The organism is Microbacterium ureisolvens (assembly GCF_019511645.1).
GTDB lineage: Bacteria > Actinomycetota > Actinomycetes > Actinomycetales > Microbacteriaceae > Microbacterium > Microbacterium ureisolvens_A.
The window spans coordinates 1-17,611 of record NZ_JAEUAX010000013.1 but is presented as its reverse complement, the minus strand read 5'-3'; the positions used below and the strand labels follow the sequence as shown (position 1 = coordinate 17,611).

Annotated in this window: 13 protein-coding genes, 1 other RNA gene and 1 riboswitch; of the genes, 9 read left to right on the top strand and 5 right to left on the bottom strand. The window is 71.3% G+C overall.

Annotation, left to right across the window (positions count from 1 at the left end; translation table 11 throughout):
* The first annotated feature begins 14 nt into the window (after positions 1 to 14).
* An RNA gene (ffs, locus tag JNB61_RS17315) (signal recognition particle sRNA small type) lies at positions 15 to 111 on the top strand.
* Here ffs and JNB61_RS17310 read toward each other — a convergent pair.
* A complete protein-coding gene (locus JNB61_RS17310; RefSeq protein WP_220340453.1) occupies positions 106 to 777 on the bottom strand; it encodes an NUDIX domain-containing protein in 672 nt (223 codons plus the stop codon). The two genes, ffs and JNB61_RS17310, sit on opposite strands and share 6 nt — an antisense overlap.
* 110 nt (positions 778 to 887) lie before the next feature.
* On the opposite strand from JNB61_RS17310, the gene pta reads away from it, so the two are divergent.
* From pta to JNB61_RS17285, 5 genes are all read left to right on the top strand, one after another.
* A complete protein-coding gene (pta, locus tag JNB61_RS17305) occupies positions 888 to 3,062 on the top strand; it encodes a phosphate acetyltransferase (RefSeq protein ID WP_220291475.1) in 2,175 nt (724 codons plus the stop codon).
* A gap of 31 nt (positions 3,063 to 3,093) precedes the next feature.
* Positions 3,094 to 4,320 carry an acetate/propionate family kinase gene (locus tag JNB61_RS17300; protein WP_220340452.1) on the top strand — a complete coding sequence of 409 codons (1,227 nt, stop codon included), beginning with the start codon at positions 3,094 to 3,096 and terminating at the stop codon, positions 4,318 to 4,320.
* Between the two features lie 99 nt (positions 4,321 to 4,419).
* Complete coding sequence (locus JNB61_RS17295; protein ID WP_159842587.1) at positions 4,420 to 5,151, top strand: HAD family hydrolase; 732 nt, start codon at positions 4,420 to 4,422, stop codon at positions 5,149 to 5,151.
* Positions 5,148 to 7,676, top strand: a complete 2,529-nt coding sequence (locus tag JNB61_RS17290; protein ID WP_220291471.1) for a glycoside hydrolase family 65 protein — start codon at positions 5,148 to 5,150, stop codon at positions 7,674 to 7,676. The genes JNB61_RS17295 and JNB61_RS17290 overlap by 4 nt, the downstream gene beginning before the upstream one ends.
* Positions 7,677 to 7,744: 68 nt before the next feature.
* Positions 7,745 to 8,464: a FadR/GntR family transcriptional regulator gene (locus JNB61_RS17285; protein ID WP_220340451.1), complete on the top strand. Its 720-nt coding sequence runs from the start codon at positions 7,745 to 7,747 to the stop codon at positions 8,462 to 8,464.
* On the opposite strand, the gene JNB61_RS17280 is transcribed toward JNB61_RS17285, so the two are convergent.
* A complete protein-coding gene (locus JNB61_RS17280; RefSeq protein WP_220340450.1) occupies positions 8,421 to 9,827 on the bottom strand; it encodes an aspartate ammonia-lyase in 1,407 nt (468 codons plus the stop codon). The two genes, JNB61_RS17285 and JNB61_RS17280, sit on opposite strands and share 44 nt — an antisense overlap.
* 165 nt (positions 9,828 to 9,992) lie before the next feature.
* Here JNB61_RS17280 and JNB61_RS17275 point away from each other — a divergent pair, with 165 nt between their 5' ends.
* Entirely contained in the window at positions 9,993 to 11,531 is a 1,539-nt protein-coding gene (locus JNB61_RS17275) for an amino acid permease (protein ID WP_220340449.1), read from the top strand.
* Complete coding sequence (locus JNB61_RS20320; RefSeq protein WP_220340448.1) at positions 11,528 to 12,481, top strand: asparaginase domain-containing protein; 954 nt, start codon at positions 11,528 to 11,530, stop codon at positions 12,479 to 12,481. Before JNB61_RS17275 ends, JNB61_RS20320 begins: the two co-directional genes overlap by 4 nt.
* Positions 12,482 to 12,525: 44 nt before the next feature.
* On the opposite strand, the gene JNB61_RS17265 is transcribed toward JNB61_RS20320, so the two are convergent.
* The 3 genes from JNB61_RS17265 to thiM form a co-directional block, all read right to left on the bottom strand.
* A complete protein-coding gene (locus JNB61_RS17265; protein WP_220340447.1) occupies positions 12,526 to 14,001 on the bottom strand; it encodes a bifunctional hydroxymethylpyrimidine kinase/phosphomethylpyrimidine kinase in 1,476 nt (491 codons plus the stop codon).
* Positions 13,998 to 14,669 carry a thiamine phosphate synthase gene (gene thiE / locus JNB61_RS17260; protein WP_220340446.1) on the bottom strand — a complete coding sequence of 224 codons (672 nt, stop codon included), beginning with the start codon at positions 14,667 to 14,669 and terminating at the stop codon, positions 13,998 to 14,000. Before thiE ends, JNB61_RS17265 begins: the two co-directional genes overlap by 4 nt.
* Positions 14,666 to 15,484: a hydroxyethylthiazole kinase gene (gene thiM, locus JNB61_RS17255; protein ID WP_220340445.1), complete on the bottom strand. Its 819-nt coding sequence runs from the start codon at positions 15,482 to 15,484 to the stop codon at positions 14,666 to 14,668. The genes thiE and thiM overlap by 4 nt, the downstream gene beginning before the upstream one ends.
* Positions 15,475 to 15,569, bottom strand: a riboswitch (TPP riboswitch). It overlaps the preceding gene by 10 nt.
* 132 nt (positions 15,570 to 15,701) lie before the next feature.
* On the opposite strand from thiM, the gene JNB61_RS17250 reads away from it, so the two are divergent.
* Positions 15,702 to 17,611: DNA polymerase III subunit gamma and tau (locus tag JNB61_RS17250; protein WP_220340444.1), on the top strand; the 1,910-nt coding region annotated here is incomplete at its 3' end.

The window sequence follows — 17,611 nt, the reverse complement described above, 5'->3', positions numbered from 1 at the left end:
CGGGTTAGACTTGACCCAGCTCTCCGCGAGGCGGCATCCAGGCCAACTCCCCCAGGACGGAAACGTAGCAAGGGTAACCAGGCTCTGCCGGGTTCGCGGAGAGTCTTAATCTTTCCGGGCGAAGGGGCCCTCGAGCACCGACCACTGCAGCAGCATGATGGTCTTCGCGTCCTGGATCCGGCCGTCGCGGACCATCGCCAGCGCGTCGTCGATGACGAGCTCCACCAGTTCGATGTGCTCGCCCTCCTCAGCGAGGCCGCCGCGCTCGCCGATCCCCGCGGCGCCGTCATAGGGAGCGGCGAAGAAGTGCAGCCTCTCGGTGACCGAGCCGGGGCTCATGTAGACGTCCCACACGCGCTCGAGGTCGCCGATGCCGACGCCGGTCTCCTCGACCGCCTCCCGCCGGATCGCCGTGGCCGGGTCGTCCTCGTCGAGGAGTCCTGCAGCCGTCTCGATCAGCATCCCGTCGGGGTGGTCGTTGACATAGACCGGATAGCGGAACTGCCGCGTGAGCAGCACGGTGCGGCGGGCGCGGTCGTAGAGCAGAACCGTCGCACCGTTGCCGCGGTCGTACGTCTCCCGCTGCTGCGTCTCCCACCGGCCCGACGGCCCGCGGTACTCCAGGGTGGTGCGCCGCAGCACGTGCCACGCCGATGCGAGCACCTCGACGTCGGTCACCCGCACATCGGGATTGCGGTCCAGATCACGCCCCGTCCGGTCGAGGCCGATCCGGCCGCGGTGATCGGGGGCGTCTATTCCGGGGCGGGGTTCGTGCATGCCGTCGAGGGTATCCGCCGGCGGGCACCCTTCCCGCCTCCGGCTGCGTGCTGCCTGTGATCCGGTGGCACGCCTGGCCGCAGCATCCGTGCCGCCCATAGGCTGGACGCGTGGCGCAGAGCATCTACATCACGTCGGCAGAGGGTCATTCGGGGAAGTCCACGGTCGCACTCGGGGTGCTCGACGCGCTGAGTCACGCCACGCCGCGGGTGGGCGTGTTCCGGGCGATCGCGCGGTCGACGGTGGAGCGGGACTACGTGCTCGAGATGCTTCTCGACCACGACGGCGTCGACCTTCCGTACGACGACTGCATCGGTGTCACCTATGACGACGTGCGGCATGATCCGGATGCTGCGCTCGCGACGATCGTCGAGCGCTACAAGGCGGTCCAGGCCCAGTGCGACGCGGTCGTCGTGGTGGGCAGCGACTACACGGACGTCGGCAGTCCTGCGGAGCTCGCCTACAACGCCCGCATCGCCGCGAACCTCGGCGCCCCGGTGCTGCTGGTGCTCGGCGGCCGCTCGGCGCAGAACCAGACGCAGCCCGAGCAGCTCGGCTCGTCGCTGCCGCGCACCCCCGCCGAGATGGGGCAGATCGCCGACCTCGCGCTCGCCGAGCTCGCCCACGGTCGCGCGAAGCTCTTCGCGGTCGTCGCGAACCGCGCCGACCCGGAGCGCGCCGACGAGACCCTCGACGCCATCCGCCGGTCCATCCGCGCGCACCTCGAAGGCGCCGCCCCGGCCGCCCCGGTGCCGGCCTCCGGGCAGCACTCCTCGGTTCCGGTGTGGGCGATCCCCGAGGATCGCTACCTCGTGGCGCCGTCGATGCGCGGCATCATGCGCTCCGTCGACGGCGAGATGCTCGCCGGCGACCCCGACCGTCTCACGCGCGAAGCGCTGGCGGTGGTGGTCGCGGGCATGTCGATGGTGAATGTGCTGCCGCGGCTGCTCGAGGGCGCTGTGGTCATCATCCCCGCCGACCGCTCCGAGGTGCTGCTGGCCACGCTGCTCGCGAACGCGTCGGGCACGTTCCCCTCGATCTCGGGCGTCGTGCTCAACGGTGGGTTCGAGCTTCCCGAGCCGGTGACGCGTCTCATCGACGGCCTGGGCTCGAGCGTGCCCATCATCACGACCGAGCTCGGCACGTACGAGACCGCGGTGCGGATCATGGGCACGCGCGGCCGCCTCGCCGCCGACTCCCAGCGCCGCTACGACACCGCGCTCGCCCTCTTCGAGCAGAGCGTCGACACCGACGAGCTGCTCGTCGCCTTCGGCCTGGCGCGGGCGACGGTGGTCACGCCGCTCATGTTCGAGTTCCAGCTCATCGAGCGGGCGCGCGCAGAGCGCAAGCGCATCGTGCTGCCCGAGGGCGACGACGACCGTGTGCTGCGCGCCGCGGCCACCGTGCTCAAGCGCGGCATCGCCGACCTCGTGATCCTCGGCGAGCCCTTCGAGGTGCGCGCGCGGGCGATCGAGCTCGGCATCGACATCCAGGGCGCGGAGGTGCTGTCGCCGCTGGACGCGGTGCACGTCCACAAGTTCGCCGAGGAGTACGCGCGCCTGCGCGCCCACAAGGGCGTCACGGTGGGGCAGGCGGCCGACACCGTCACCGATGTCTCGTACTTCGGCACGATGATGGTGCACCTGGGTCTCGCCGACGGCATGGTGTCGGGCGCCGCCCACACCACGGCGCACACGATCCGTCCCGCATTCGAGATCATCAAGACCAGGCCGGGCGTCTCGGTCGTCTCGAGCGTGTTCCTCATGGCCCTCGCCGACCGCGTCCTGGTCTACGGCGACTGCGCCGTCATCCCCGACCCGACGAGCGAGCAGCTCGCCGACATCGCCATCTCGTCGGCGGCGACTGCGGCGCAGTTCGGCATCGATCCGCGCGTGGCGATGCTGTCGTACTCGACGGGGGAGTCGGGATCGGGTGCCGATGTCGAGAAGGTGAGGGATGCGACGGCCCTCGTCCGCTCACGGGCTCCGGAGCTGCTCGTGGAAGGGCCGATCCAGTACGACGCCGCGGCCGATGCCGCGGTGGCCGCGGCGAAGATGCCCGGGTCCGCCGTCGCCGGCCGCGCGACGGTGTTCGTCTTCCCCGACCTCAACACCGGCAACAACACGTACAAGGCCGTGCAGCGCTCCGCGGGCGCCGTCGCGATCGGGCCCGTGCTGCAGGGTCTCAACAAGCCCATCAACGATCTGTCGCGCGGCGCGCTCGTCGACGACATCGTCAACACCATCGCGATCACCGCGATCCAGGCCCAGGAGGCCGGTCGCTGAGACGGCGACCGGAAGGAGAAGGGAACGCGCGATGACCCCGGTGCTCGTGATCAACAGCGGCTCGTCGTCGTTCAAGTACCAGCTCCTCGACATGGACACCGAGCGCACGCTCGCGTCGGGCCTCGTGGAGCGCATCGGCGACGCGATCGGCATCGCACGCCACACCGTGTATGCGACGCCGACGGACGGGCCCGCGCCGGCCTTCCTCGACGCCACGCGCACCCGCGAGCTTCCGATTCCCGACCACACCGCCGGGTTCGGCGTCATGCTCGAGGCGTTCGCCTCCGACGGACCGTCGCTCGCCGAGACGCCGCCGGTGGCCGTGGGCCATCGCGTCGTGCACGGCGGTGCGCGCTTCTTCGAGCCGACCCTCATCACACCTCTCGTCGAGATCAACATCGACGAGCTGTCGGTGCTGGCCCCGCTGCACAACCCCGCGAATCTCGCGGGGATCGTCGCGGCCCGGCAGGCGTTCCCCGACGTCCCGCACGTGGCCGTCTTCGACACCGCGTTCCATCAGACCCTGGCACCCGAGGCATACACCTACGCGATCGACGCCGAGGTCGCAGCATCCCATCGCATCCGCCGGTACGGCTTCCACGGCACGTCCCACAAGTTCGTGAGCGAGGCCGCGGCCTCGTTCCTGGGCCGACCGCTCGCCGAGCTCAAGCAGATCGTGTTCCACCTGGGCAACGGCGCGTCGGTCACGGCGGTCGACGGCGGCCGCTCGGTGGACACGTCGATGGGGTTCACCCCGCTCGAGGGTCTCGTGATGGGCACGCGCTCGGGCGACATCGACCCCGCCGTGCTCTTGCAGCTCGAGCGGCGGGCGGGCATGTCGGTGGACGACCTCGACGAGCTTCTCAACAAGCGCAGCGGCCTGCTGGGGCTCGCGGGGTCCAACGATCTGCGCGACATCCGCGCCGCCATCGAGCGAGGCGAGCAGAAGGCGATCCTGGCGTTCGAGGTGTACGTGCACCGGCTGCGCGCGTACGCCGGCGCCTACCTCGCCCAGCTGGGTGGCGCCGATGTCATCTCGTTCACGGCAGGGGTCGGTGAGAACGCCCCGCAGGTGCGCGCCCGCGCGCTCGAGACGCTCGGCTTCGCGGGCGTGGAGATCGACCCGGTGCGCAACGAGGGCCCCGAACGCGGCATCCGGGTCATCTCGACGGATGCCTCCGCGGTGACGGTGCTCGTCGTCCCGACCGACGAGGAGCTCGAGATCGCACGACAGACCCTGAGCGTCGCCAGGGATTGACCGTCACAGGGTGTCGACCGGACACCTGCCCGCATTACGCTTGCTGCACGGCCCGACCGCGTGCCGAGCATCCGTACCGCTCCCGTTCCCGGAGGTTCTGTGGCTGACGAAGCCCTGCCCGATCTGACCGCCTATGACGCCGTGCTGTTCGATCTGGACGGCGTCCTCACGCCCACCGCAGAAGTGCACATGCACGCGTGGCAGACGATGTTCGAGGAGCTCTTCGCGGCATGGGACATCACCCCGCCGTACAGCGAGCGCGACTACTTCGACCACCTGGACGGCAAGAAGCGCTACGACGGCGTGGCGAGCCTGCTGCGCTCGCGCGACGTCGAGGTGCCGTGGGGGCACCCGTCCGACCCGGTGACCGCCGACACGGTGTGCGGGATCGGCAACCGCAAGAACGCCGTCTTCGAGCGCGTGCTGCGCGCCGACGGCATCGCGCCGTATCCGGGCTCCCTGCGACTGCTCGACGTCCTCGCGGCGGCCGGGACGCCTGTCGCCGTGGTGTCGAGCTCGAAGAACGCCGAGGAGGTGCTGGCGGCAGCCGGCATCCGCGACCGGTTCGCCGTCGTCATGGACGGCGTCATCGCCGAACGCGACCACCTCGCCTCCAAGCCCGCGCCGGACGTGTTCGTCGAGGCGGCACGGATGCTGGGGGTCGAGCCCGCTCGCAGCGCCGCGGTCGAAGACGCCATCAGCGGCGTGCAGTCCGCCGCCGCCGGCGGCTTCGGGCTCGTGGTCGGAGTGGATCGGGGTGCCGGCGAGCAGGACCTCGTCGAAGCCGGCGCTCACGTCGTGGTCGAGGACCTGGAGGAGTTCGCACGATGATCGATCGCGACCGGTTCCCCGTCGACCCCTGGCGCCTCGTCGAGACGTCGTTCCAGCTCGACGACGCCGGCGTCACCGAGACGCTGTTCGCCGTGGGCAACGGCTATCTGGGCCTGCGCGGCAATCAGCCCGAAGGGCGCCACGCGCACGAGCACGGCACGTTCATCAACGGGTTCCACGAGACGTTCCCGATCCGTCATGCCGAGCAGGCCTACGGCTTCGCCGAGGTCGGCCAGACGATCATCAACGCCCCCGACGCCAAGGTCATGCGGGTCTATGTCGACGACGAGCCGCTGTCGCTCGACGTCGCCGACGTGCGCGAGTACGAGCGTGTCCTCGACATGCGCGATGGCGTGCAGCGCCGGCACATCCTGTGGGTCACGCCGTCGGGCAAGGAGGTGCGGATCGACTACGAGCGGCTGGTGTCGTTCGAGGAGAAGCACCTCGCGCTCATGACGGTGGACGTCACGGTGCTGAACGCCGACGCCCCTGTCACGGTGAGCTGCCAGATCCTCAACCGTCAGGACGGCGAGGACGTCTACGGCGGCACGCCCTCGGCGCCGCGCAAGGCCGGCTTCGACCCCCGCAAGACCGAGAAGCTCCACGAGCGCGTGCTGCAGCCGCAGGAGTACTGGCAGGACAAGGCGCGCTCGGCCCTGTCGTACCGGGCCACCGACTCGGGCATGACGATCGCCGTCGTCGCCGACCACCTGGTCGAGACGGCGAACGAGTACACCTCGCGCACGCTCATCGAGCCCGACATCGCGAAGAACGTGTTCCGGGTCGACGCGAAGGCCGGCGTCCCGATCCGGGTCACGAAGCTCGTGAGCTACCACACCTCTCGCGGCGTGCCCGCGCGCGAGCTCGTCGACCGCTGCCGCCGCACGCTCGACCGCGCCCTCGGCGAGAGCGTCGACGCCATCCGTGCACAGCAGCGCGAGTGGCTCGACGCGTTCTGGGAGCGCTCGGACGTGCGGATCGGGGGCCACGACGACCTCCAGCAGGCGACCCGCTGGTGCTTGTTCCAGCTGGCCCAGGCGGCAGCCCGCGCCGACGGCCAGGGCGTCCCCGCGAAGGGCATGACGGGCTCGGGGTACTCCGGACACTACTTCTGGGACACCGAGATCTACGTGCTCCCCTTCCTCGCATATACGACCCCGCTGTGGGCGCGCAACGCGCTGCGCATGAGGTATCTGATGTTGCCTGCCGCGCGGCGCCGGGCCTTCCAGCTCAACGAGGCCGGGGCGCTGTTCCCGTGGCGCACCATCAACGGCGAAGAGGCATCCGCCTACTACGCCGCCGGGACCGCGCAGTACCACATCAACGCGGACGTCAGCTTCGCCCTCGCGAAGTATGTGCGGGCGACGGGCGACAACGAGTTCCTCTTCCGTGAGGGCGTCGACATCGCCGTCGAGACGGCGCGCCTATGGGCGACTCTCGGCTTCTGGCGCTCGAGCGACGGTGTGCTCGACGGCGAGGGCGACACGTTCCACATCCACGGCGTCACCGGCCCCGACGAGTACACGACCGTCGTCAACGACAACCTCTTCACGAATGTCATGGCGCGGTTCAACCTCCGCTTCGCCGCCCGCACCATCCGGGAGATGGCGGAGCTCGATGGCGAGGTCTACCGCCAGATGGTCGACCGCCTCGCACTGGAGCCGGGCGAGCCCGAGGCATGGGAGCGGGCCGCCGAGGCCATGCACATCCCGTTCAGCCCGAGTCTCGGCATCCATCCGCAGGATCACGTGTTCCTCGAGCGCGAGATCTGGGATCTCGAGAACACGCCGCCCGACAAGCGGCCGCTGCTGCTGCACTTCCACCCGCTGGTGATCTACCGGTACCAGGTGCTCAAGCAGGCCGACGTCGTGCTGGCGCTCTTCCTCCAGGGCAACCACTTCTCCGACGAGGACAAGCTCGCAGACTTCGAGTACTACGACCCGCTGACCACGGGCGATTCGACGCTGTCGGCGGTAGTACAGTCGATACTCGCCGCCGAGGTCGGGTACCAGGACCTCGCGCTGGAGTACTTCCGCGAGTCGATCTTCGTCGACCTCGGCGACCTGCACCACAACGCCTCTGACGGTGTGCATGTGGCCTCGGCAGGCGGCGTGTGGACCGCGCTCGTCGCCGGCTTCGGCGGCATGCGCGACCACTTCGGCGAGCTCTCGTTCGACCCGCGCCTTCCCGCGTCGTGGCCATCGCTCGAGTTCGTCCTGCACTGGCACGGGACACGCCTGGTGATCACCGTCACCCGCGACGAGCTCCGCGTGCGGGCCGTCGAGGGCGAGCCCGTCGGCTTCAGCGTGCGAGGCGTGGGCTATGTGGTCGGCGCCGGCGAAGAGGTGGTGGCTCCGCTCGACGGGCAGGGACCCGTGATCCCGGGCCGACCGTCTCTGCGCGAGCTCGGCGACGCGCGCCGCGAAGACGGCTCGCTGCTGTCGGCGTCGGTGCCCACCGTCACCTCCACCATCCCGATCATCGTCGGCGCCCCCGCGGACATCGAGCACGGCGCAGACGTCTGACAGCAGAAGGCGTCGCCGAATCGGACTGGCGGTTTGACAACTTCACGCCCTGCTTCGACAGTGGACACATGAGCGATGGAGTCAGATGGATGCCGCGGGCCGAGGCGGTGTCGCGGACCAGCGTGGCGGACGCGGTGCTGACCGACCTGCGGGAGGCGATCTCCTCCGGCGCCATCCCCGTTGGCACACGGCTTCCCGCCGAGGCGGTGCTGTCGGAACGCTACGGCGTGAGCCGTCCGCTCGTGCGCGAGGCGCTGCGATCGCTGCAGGCGCTGGGGCTCACCCGCACCCGGACCGGGAGCGGCACGTTCGTCATCGCCGACCGCCTCAACCCTTCGACGACGTTCGGCGACTTCTCGTCGCGCGACCTCGTGGAGGCACGCCCGCACGTCGAGGTGCCCGCCGCCGGCTTCGCGGCCGAGCGGCGCTCCGAGCAGCAGCGTGACCAACTGGTGCGACTGTGCGCCGAGATGGATGCCAGCGACGACGCCGACGAATGGGTGCGACTGGACTCCCGGTTCCACGCGCTGGTGGCCGAGGCATCCGGCAACGCGGTCTTCGCCAAGACCCTCGCCGACATCCGCGACGCGCTCGCGCATCAGTCGCAGATCGTGAACCTCGTGGCTCAGCGACGCGAGGCCTCCGGCCGGGAGCATCGACGCATCGCCGAGGCGATCGCCGTCGGCTCGGCGATCGAGGCTCGAGAAGCGATGCGGGCGCACCTCAGCGAGGTGGAGAGGGTGATCACGCCGCTGGCGGCGGGCGCGGCACCAGGCGCTGCAGACTGAGCGCCTCGTCGAGCTGGGCGTCTGTGAGCAGGCCCCGGCGGCGGACGACGTCCGGCACCGTGCACCCCGTCACCAGTGCCTCGCGGGCCACCTCCGTCGTCGCCCGGTATCCCAGGAGGGGATTGAGCGCGGTGGCCAAGCCGATCGAGTTCTCCACTCGCGCCGCCATCACCTCGGGGTGCGCCTCGATGCCCGCCACGCACGCCGACGCGAGCGTGCGGCACGCGGCGGTCAGATGGGTGAAGCTCTGCGCCAGGGCGCGCACGATCACCGGTTCGAACGCGTTGAGCTGCAGCTGCCCCGACTCCGCGGCGAGGGTGACGGCCAGATCGTCGGCGATCACCGTGTAGGCGACCTGGCTCACCATCTCGGGGATCACCGGATTCACCTTGCCCGGCATGATGCTCGACCCCGCCTGCCGGGGCGGCAGCGTGATCTCGCCCAGCCCGGCACGGGGGCCGGACGACAGCAGTCGCAGGTCGTTGCACGTCTTCGACAGCTTGATAGCGATGCGCTTGAGGACACCCGACAGATGCACGAACGCACCCGGATCCTGTGTCGCCTCCACCAGATCGTGCGCGGTGGTGAACGGGCGGCCGGTGAGCTCGGCGAGGTGCGCGCACGCCGTCTCGGCGTAGCGGGCCGGCGCGTTGAGCCCTGTGCCGATGGCCGTCGCGCCGAGATTGATCTCGTAGAGCAGTGCCGCGGACTCGTCCAGCCGGGCGCGGTCCTCGCCGAGCATCACCGCGAAGGCGCGGAACTCCTGCCCGAGCGTCATGGGAACCGCGTCCTGCAGCTGCGTGCGGCCCATCTTGACCACGCCCTGGAACTCCTGCGCCTTCGCGGCGAACGCCTGTTCCAGCTCCGCCATAGCCGAGCGCAGCCCTGCGGCGGCCTCCACGAACGCGACGTCGGCAGCCGTGGGGTAGACGTCGTTCGTCGACTGGCTGAGGTTCACGTGGTCGTTCGGGTGGACGTGCGCGTAGTCGCCCTTGGTGCGGCCGAGGATCTCGAGCGCACGGTTCGCGATGACCTCGTTCGCGTTCATGTTGGTCGATGTGCCCGCGCCGCCCTGGATGAGGTCGACGACGAACTGGTCGTGGAGCGCGCCGGCACGCAGTTCGCGGCACGCCGCGGAGATCGCGGCGGCCCGGCGCTCGTCCAGCAGGCCGAGGTCGCGGTTGGCCAGGGCGGCCGCCTCCTTGACGAAGGCGAGGCCGCGGACGAGGAACGGGTATCGCCCGACCGGCACACCCGTGATCGGGAAGTTCTCGCGAGCGCGTTCGGTGTGGACTCCCCAGTACGCGTCGGCAGGAACCTCCTTCTCGCCCAGGAGGTCGTGTTCGGTGCGGGTTGCGGGCATGTTCTCTCCTTCGAGTGGCCACCTAGCGGTCAATCTACCAGACAGATTCTGCCGAAGCTGTGTTGATTTCCCGGGATCCGCCGTGCTTCAATGGCGAAGCTGTCTGACAGGCAGGCATCAGTTTCGCGGGCAGAGAGGCCTGCGACGCGAAGGGAGCAGGAGCGCATGACGACGACGTCGACGAAGACGCGGACCGACCGGCCGACGGTCGTCCAAGACGAGGAAGCCGGATTCCACAAGGCGCTGCGTCCGCGCCAGATCCAGATGATCGCCATCGGGGGCGCCATCGGCACCGGGCTGTTCATGGGTGCGGGTGGCCGCCTGGCGATCGCCGGTCCGGCTCTCGTCCTCGTCTACGCGGTCTGCGCGTTCTTCGCGTTCCTGGTGATGCGCGCACTCGGCGAACTCATCGTCCACCGCCCCACGACCGGCTCGTTCGTGTCGTACGCCCGCGAGTTCTACGGCGAGAAGATGGCCTACGCCGCGGGCTGGATGTACTGGCTCAACTGGGCGATGACGTCGGTCGCGGACGTGACCGCGGTCGCGCTCTACATGAACTTCTTCAAGCAGTACGTGCCGTGGCTGCAGGGGATCGACCAGTGGGTGTTCGCCCTCGTGGCCCTCGTCTTCGTTCTCGGCATGAACCTGCTGTCCGTGAAGGTCTTCGGTGAGCTGGAGTTCTGGTTCGCGCTGATCAAGGTGCTGGCCCTCGTGGCATTCCTCGCGGTGGGCGTCTTCTTCGTCGTGACGGGCACACCGGTGAACGGGCAGACCCCCGGGCTGCACCTCATCGCCGACAACGGAGGCATGTTCCCCAACGGGCTGCTGCCGGCCCTCATCGTGGTGCAGGGCGTCGTGTTCGCGTACGCGTCGATCGAGCTGGTGGGCACCGCCGCCGGCGAGACCGAGCACGCGCGCAAGGTGATGCCCCGCGCCATCCGCGCGGTGGTGTTCCGCCTGGCGGTGTTCTATGTCGGCTCCGTGCTCCTGTTCACGCTGCTGATGCCCTACACCGCCTACAAGGCCGGCGAGAGCCCGTTCGTGACGTTCTTCGGGTCGATCGGAGTCCAGGGCGCCGACGTCATCATGAACCTCGTCGTGCTCACGGCGGTGCTGTCCTCCCTCAACGCGGGTCTCTACTCGACGGGCCGCATCCTGCACTCCATGGCCGTCTCCGGATCCGCCCCCGCCCCGCTGGCGCGCATGAACCGAGCCGGTGTGCCCTACGTGGGCATCGCCGTGACGGCGGTGGTCACCGCGATGGGCGTCGCGCTCAACGCGATCGTCCCGGCCCAGGCGTTCGAGATCGCGCTCAATGTGTCGGCGCTCGGGATCATCAGCGCCTGGGCGGTGATCATCCTGTGCCAGCTGAAGCTGCAGTCGCTGGCACGCAAGGGGGCGGTCGATCGGCCCGCGTTCCGCATGCCCGGAGCGCCCTACACGGGATACGTGACCCTGGGCTTCCTCGCGACGGTCATCGTGCTCATGGCTCTCGACTACCCGATCGGCACGTCCACGGTCTCGTCGCTCGTGCTGATCGTGCCGGCGCTCATCGGCGGCTGGTTCCTCCTGCGCGACCGCATCCGGCGCCTCGCCGCCGAGCGCACCGGCACCGTCGCCGCCGTCCGGCTGCGAGAGCAGGCGGCCGTGGCGCAGCAGCAGCCTGTCACCGACACGGGCGGCCCGCAGGACGCAGAACGGTGACGGGGGAGTCGAGCAGCGTCGTGGTCATCGCGACGGGCGGCACGATCGCCAGTCGCCGGGTCGACGACGGCCCGAGCAGGCCGGTCGTCAGCGGCGGTGGCCTCCTCGCCGGAGTCGAACCCGGCGCGCCGGTACGAGTGGTCGACGTCATGGCGCAGGACTCGGCGACGCTGACGCTCTCGCACATGCAGCGCATCAGCGACGCGGTAGGGGAGGTGCTGGCCGAGCCCGAGACGCGCGGAGTGGTGGTGCTGCACGGCACCGACTCGCTGGAGGAGACGGCCCTCCTTCTCGCGCTGCAGCACGGCCATGCCGACCGGCGCATCGTCGTCACCGGAGCCCAGTTCACCGCCGATCATCCGGATTCCGACGGCCCGGCCAATATAGAGGCGGCCATCCGGTTCGCCGCCGCCGAGGGGCCGGCCGGCCGGCCTGCGCGCCGGAGCGCCGGAGACGCCGTCGTGGTGCTCTTCGGCGGACGACTGCTGTCGCCCTGGGGCGCCTACAAGTTCAGCGCCGACAGCACGGATGCGTTCCGCTCCGCCGGTCCGGCCGGTGCGACGGCTCCGCGTGAGACGAGTCGCGTCGACGGCGTCCGTATCGACATCGTCGCACTCCCTCCAGGCGCCGACGCCCTTCACATCCGCGCGAGCGCCGCCGCCGGCGCCGACGGCATCGTGCTGCAGGCGCTCGGGTCGGGAAACTCCACGGCCGCCGTCGTCGCCGCCGTCCGGGAGTGCGTGGCCGAGGGCATCCCGGTCGTGGTGTCCAGTCGGGTGCCGCAGGGCGCGCTGGCGCCCTCGTACGGCGGCGGTGGCGGCGGCAGCGACCTCAGGGAGGCCGGCGCGGTGCACTCCACGACGCTGCGGCCCGGGCAGGCGCGGATCCTGCTCGCGGCACTCGTCGCGCGGCGCGCGACGAGTGCCGAGCTCTGGGCCGCGTTCGGCTGACCTCCGGGCTATCCGAGAGACGTGGAGTCCGTGCGACGTCGCCGTCACGCCCGCGCGAAGAACTCGCGCTCGTGGGCCATGGACCGCGCGAACGCCTCGGTCATGCGCGCCCGCTCCACCGGACCGGCTTCCCGCGCCGCGGCGTCCGCGATCTGCGTCGCGCGGGCGGTCGCGGCGGTGAAGGCGGGGTCGCCGTACATCGCGAGCCAGTCGTCGTAGGGATGCGCGTCGTGACGCAGTGCGGCGAGACGGCTGCCGAGATCCGTGTACAGCCAGAAGCAGGGCAGCAGCGCCGCCACGAGCTCGCCGTAGGACCGCTCCGACGCGTGGAGGTGGTTCGTATAGGCGAGCGTCTGCGGCGCCGGGGTCGCAGCATCCGTCCCCAGATGCGATTCGTGCAGCCGGCGCTCCTCGGCGATCGACGACTCCGCCGCCCGTGCCCAGAACACCTGCTCGTCCGGCGTCGGGGCGAGCGCGCTCGCCTTCGCCAGCACGCGCGAGTATTCACCGAGGTAGATCGCGTCCTGCGCGAGGTAGCGCAGGAACGTCTCTCGCGACAGCGTGCCGTCGCCGAGCCCGCGCACGAACGGGAGGTCGTCGACGTCGGCGCGTACCGCGGCCGTGGCATCCCACACCTGGGCAGACCACGCGGCGGCGGGAACGGATGCTGCGCCGCGGAGAGCATGGAAATGGTCGAGCGGTCCGTTTCCCTCGCCCACCTGCAGAGCGTCGGCGTGCGCCAGCGCTCCGGTGAGCCACGTCTTCGCGCGCTGCAGGGCGTCGGGCCACGAGGCGCCCGTCGCCCGCAGCGTCGCCATCGCGGACGAGAGCGAACAGCCGGTGCCGTGGGTGTGGCGCGTATCGATGCGTGACCCGGGGACTTCGTGCACCGCGCCGTCCGCCGCCACGATGGCGTCGGGGCAGTCGGCGCCGTCGAGGTGCCCGCCCTTGAGGAGCACCGTCGTGCCCGTCTCGCGCGCGAGGCTCTGCGCGTCGTCGACGGCCAGCGCCCACGTGGTCGCGCGCGGGCTTCGGGTGAGTACGGCGAGCTCCGCGAGGTTCGGGGTCACGAGGTCCGCTTCGCGCGCGAGCGCCCGCAGGGCTTCTTCCGCCGCGGGATCGAGCAGCCGGTCGCCACTCGTGGCCACCATGACCGGGTCGAGCACCACGATCGGCGGCCGCACGCGATCCAGCCACTCCCGCACGGTGCCGATGATCTCGGCCGACTGCAGCATGCCGATCTTCACTGCGTCGATCTCGACGTCGTCCGACACGGCCGCCAGCTGCGCGGCGAGGAAGGCGACCGGTGGCACGTGCACCTCGCGCACGCCGCGCGTGTTCTGGGCCACCAGCGCGGTCACCACGGCCATGCCGTACCCGCCGAGCGCCCCGATCGACTTCAGATCCGCGTGAACGCCCGCGCCGCCCGTCGGGTCGGTGCCCGCGATGCTCAGCACCCGGGGGATCGCCGGCCGAACCGTCGTGGGCGCGGAGGGGTTCAGAGCGCTGGCGGTCTTCACGCGACGCCCTCGAGTGCAGGGGCATCGGCGGCGCTGCGGAGCGCCCGTGCCGCGGCGCCCGGATCGGCCGCGGCGCAGATCGCCGACACCACGGCGATCCCCGCCGCACCCGCGGCGCGCAGCGCTGCGACGTCCTCCACTTCCACCCCGCCGATCGCGACGCACGGGAGGTGCGTGCCCGCCGCGAACGCGGCGAAGCCGTCGACGCCGAGCACCGGCGGGTGGTCGGGCTTCGTCGACGTCGGCCGGATGACGCCGACACCGAGGTAGTCGATCGTGCCGTCTCGGGGGACGGATGCCGCGGCCCGGTGGTCCGCCGAGTCCGCGGTCCAGCCGATCACGGCGCGCGGGCCGAGCAGGCGCCGAGCGGTGTCGGGCGGCAGATCGCTCTGACCGAGATGGACGCCGTCGACGCGGGCTCCGGCATCCCGTGCGGCCACGGCCACGTCGACGCGGTCGTTGATGAGGAGCAGGCAGCGGCGGTCGATCACGTCGGACAGCGCGCTCGCCTGCCGGATGAGCTCACGAGCGCTGAGCGACTTCGCCCGCAGCTGCACGACGTCGACCCCTGCGGCCGCGGCGTCGTCGACGACCGCGAGCAGCCGGTCGAGCGGCAGGCGGTCGTCGGTCACGAGGTGAAGCGCGAGGCGTCCTGCGGGGCCGGTCATCGGATCGCGAGGGCGTCGGCGACGCGAGCGTCGAGCTCAGCGGGGTCCTGGGCGACGGCGTCGAGGGCGTCGAGGAACGCCACCGCGAACGAGCCCGGTCCGCCGGCACGGCCGGCGGCTCGCTCGGACGCGACCGCATAGAGGGCGGATGCCGCGACCGCCGCCTCGAACGGCGCACACACGCCGACGAGCGCGGCCATCACCGCGCCGAGCGAACAGCCGCCTCCGGTGACGCGGGTGAGGAGCGCGTCGCCGCCGTGGATGCGGACGACACGCTCGCCGTCGGTGACGAGGTCGACCGGGCCCGACACGGCGACGACGCCGCGCGTGCGCAGCGCGAGCGACTGTGCGGCGCCGGCGGCGGCATCCGTTCCGTCCGTCGCGTCGACTCCGCGACCGCCGCCGCCCTCTCCGGCGAGGGCGAGGATCTCGGAGGCGTTGCCGCGCACGATGGCGGGACGGTGCTCGACCAGTTCGGCGGCGAGGGCGGTCCGCACGGGGAGGACACCGACCGCGACGGGGTCGAGCACCCAGCGGGAGGTGGCGCGCACGGCCTCGCGAGCGGCGTCGCGCTGCTCTGCCGTGGGGGTCCCGAGGTTCACCAGCACGCCGTCGGCGATGCCGGCGAACATCCCCGACTCACCGGGGATGTCGCACATCGCGGGCGCGGCTCCCACCGCGAGGAGCGCGTTCGCGGTGTAGTTCGTCACCACGGAGTTGGTGATGCACTGCACGAGAGGCGAAGCCTCGCGCAGCGCTGCCAGCGCGGCAGCGGGGGAGAGGGCGGACAGGTGTGCTTCGGTGCGCGCGTTCATCGCGACATCCCTTCGCTCGCATGATCGAGATCAGGTTCGACGGGTGTGTTCTCAGCCCGCCGTGCGGGCACCCCGTGTCACTGCGGAGCAATCTAGCAGGCGATCGCGACCGGTCATCGCGGTGCGTCGACGTCCCCGCCGACCGGGTGAACCCGGAAGCCGCGATCCGAGGCGCCGAGCCTGCCGAAGTGTCGGCGGCACGCCGTAGGCTGGAGCAGTGACCACCGCCCTGTACCGCCGCTACCGGCCCGAGTCGTTCGGCGAGATGATCGGGCAGTCCCAGGTCACCGAGCCACTGATGACCGCGCTGCGCAGCGATCGTGTGGGGCACGCATACCTGTTCTCAGGACCTCGAGGATGCGGGAAGACCACTTCGGCGCGCATCCTCGCGCGGTGTCTCAACTGCGCGCAGGGTCCGACCGACACGCCGTGCGGCACGTGCGACAGCTGCGTCGAGCTCGGCCGCGGCGGCGGCGGTTCGCTCGATGTCGTCGAGATCGACGCTGCGAGCCACAACGGCGTCGACGACGCGCGCGATCTGCGCGAACGCGCCGTGTTCGCGCCGGCGCGCGACCGCTTCAAGATCTTCATCCTCGACGAGGCGCACATGGTCACGCCGCAGGGCTTCAACGCCCTCCTCAAGCTCGTCGAAGAGCCGCCCGACCACGTCAAGTTCATCTTCGCGACGACCGAGCCCGAGAAGGTCATCGGCACCATCCGCTCGCGTACCCACCACTATCCCTTCCGCCTCGTGCCGCCGGCCGCGATGCTCGAGTACGTCGACCAGCTGTGCGCGCAGGAGGGCGTCGACGTCGAACAGGGCGTGCTGCCGCTCGTCGTGCGCGCGGGTGGTGGCTCACCGCGGGACACGCTGTCGCTCCTCGACCAGCTCATCGCCGGTTCGGAAGACGCGAAGGTCACCTACGCACGCGCCGTCGCCCTCCTCGGCTACACGCATGCCGAGCTGCTCGACGAGGTGATCGACGCCTTCGCGGCCTCCGACGCGTCCGCCGCGTTCGCGGCCGTCGACCGCGTGGTGCAGACCGGGCAAGACCCGCGCCGCTTCGTCGACGACCTGCTCGAGCGCCTGCGCGACCTCATCGTCGTGGCCGCGACCGGTCAGGGCGCTGCCGCGGTGCTGCGCGGCGTCTCCGCTGAAGACCTCGCGCGCATGCAGAGCCAGGCCGACGCGTTCGGCCCTGCGCGGCTGTCGCACATCGCCGACCTGGTCATCGCGACCCTCGATGACATGACCGGCGCCACGTCGCCCCGCCTGCAGCTCGAGCTGATGGTCGCACGTGTGCTGGCGCGCGGTGCGGGGGCAGCGCCTGCTGCGGCGCCGATCGCCGGCGCTGCGCCGGCTCCGACCGCGGTCGGAGCAGCCCCGGCGGGAAGCTCCACCGCAGGGCCGGTCGCCGCAGCTCCTTCCGCCGCGGCGCCCGCGCCGACGGCCGCTCCGCCCCGCGACCCCGCACCCGCGGCGCCTCCCATTCCCACCGGACCGGTGACGCTCGACCGACTGCAGCAGGCCTGGCCGCAGGTGCTCGCCCAGCTCGAGAACGTGAGTCGCTCGTCCTGGATGCTGGCCTCGGGCGCCCGCACGGTGGCGCTCGACGGCGACGTGCTCACCCTGGCGTTCTCGAGCCAGACCGACGTCGCGAAGTTCAAACACCTCGCCGCCGGCAAGGGTCCGAGCGAAGACCTGCGCCAGGCGATCGTGGCCGTGCTGGGCATCCGCGTGAAGTACATCGCCCGTCATGAACCCGCCGGCGGATCCGCTGGTGCGGGCGGCCCGGCGGCACCAGCGCCGTCCGGGCCCGGACGCGAGGCCCCGCGCCGGGCAGCGGCTCCTGAGTCGCCCGCGGCCGGCTCCATCACTGCCGCGCCCAGCGGCTCGGGCGACGCGCGGGCAGTGTCCCCGGCGGCCGCGGCTCCGGCCGCGGCACCGAGCGCCTCAGCCCCGGCGCCGCCCCGCGCCACGTCCCCGGCCGCGCCCCGCACGACGGCTCCGGCCGCGCCCCGGGGGAGCGCACAGGCTCCGGCGCCGGCAACGGCTGCTCCCGTGACCGACTGGGCCGTCGCGCCCATCCCGTCCGACGACGACGCCCCGCCGCCCGACCCCGGCCC

Bases quoted from the DNA above. Each gene is read 5' to 3' on its own strand.
- JNB61_RS17310 (WP_220340453.1), bottom strand. From the start codon at position 777: ATGCACGAACCCCGCCCCGGAATAGACGCCCCCGATCACCGCGGCCGG.
- JNB61_RS17300 (WP_220340452.1), top strand. From the start codon at position 3,094: ATGACCCCGGTGCTCGTGATCAACAGCGGCTCGTCGTCGTTCAAGTAC.
- JNB61_RS17290 (WP_220291471.1), top strand. From the start codon at position 5,148: ATGATCGATCGCGACCGGTTCCCCGTCGACCCCTGGCGCCTCGTCGAG.
- JNB61_RS17285 (WP_220340451.1), top strand. From the start codon at position 7,745: ATGAGCGATGGAGTCAGATGGATGCCGCGGGCCGAGGCGGTGTCGCGG.
- JNB61_RS17280 (WP_220340450.1), bottom strand. From the start codon at position 9,827: ATGCCCGCAACCCGCACCGAACACGACCTCCTGGGCGAGAAGGAGGTT.
- JNB61_RS17275 (WP_220340449.1), top strand. From the start codon at position 9,993: ATGACGACGACGTCGACGAAGACGCGGACCGACCGGCCGACGGTCGTC.
- thiE (WP_220340446.1), bottom strand. From the start codon at position 14,669: ATGACCGGCCCCGCAGGACGCCTCGCGCTTCACCTCGTGACCGACGAC.
- thiM (WP_220340445.1), bottom strand. From the start codon at position 15,484: ATGAACGCGCGCACCGAAGCACACCTGTCCGCCCTCTCCCCCGCTGCC.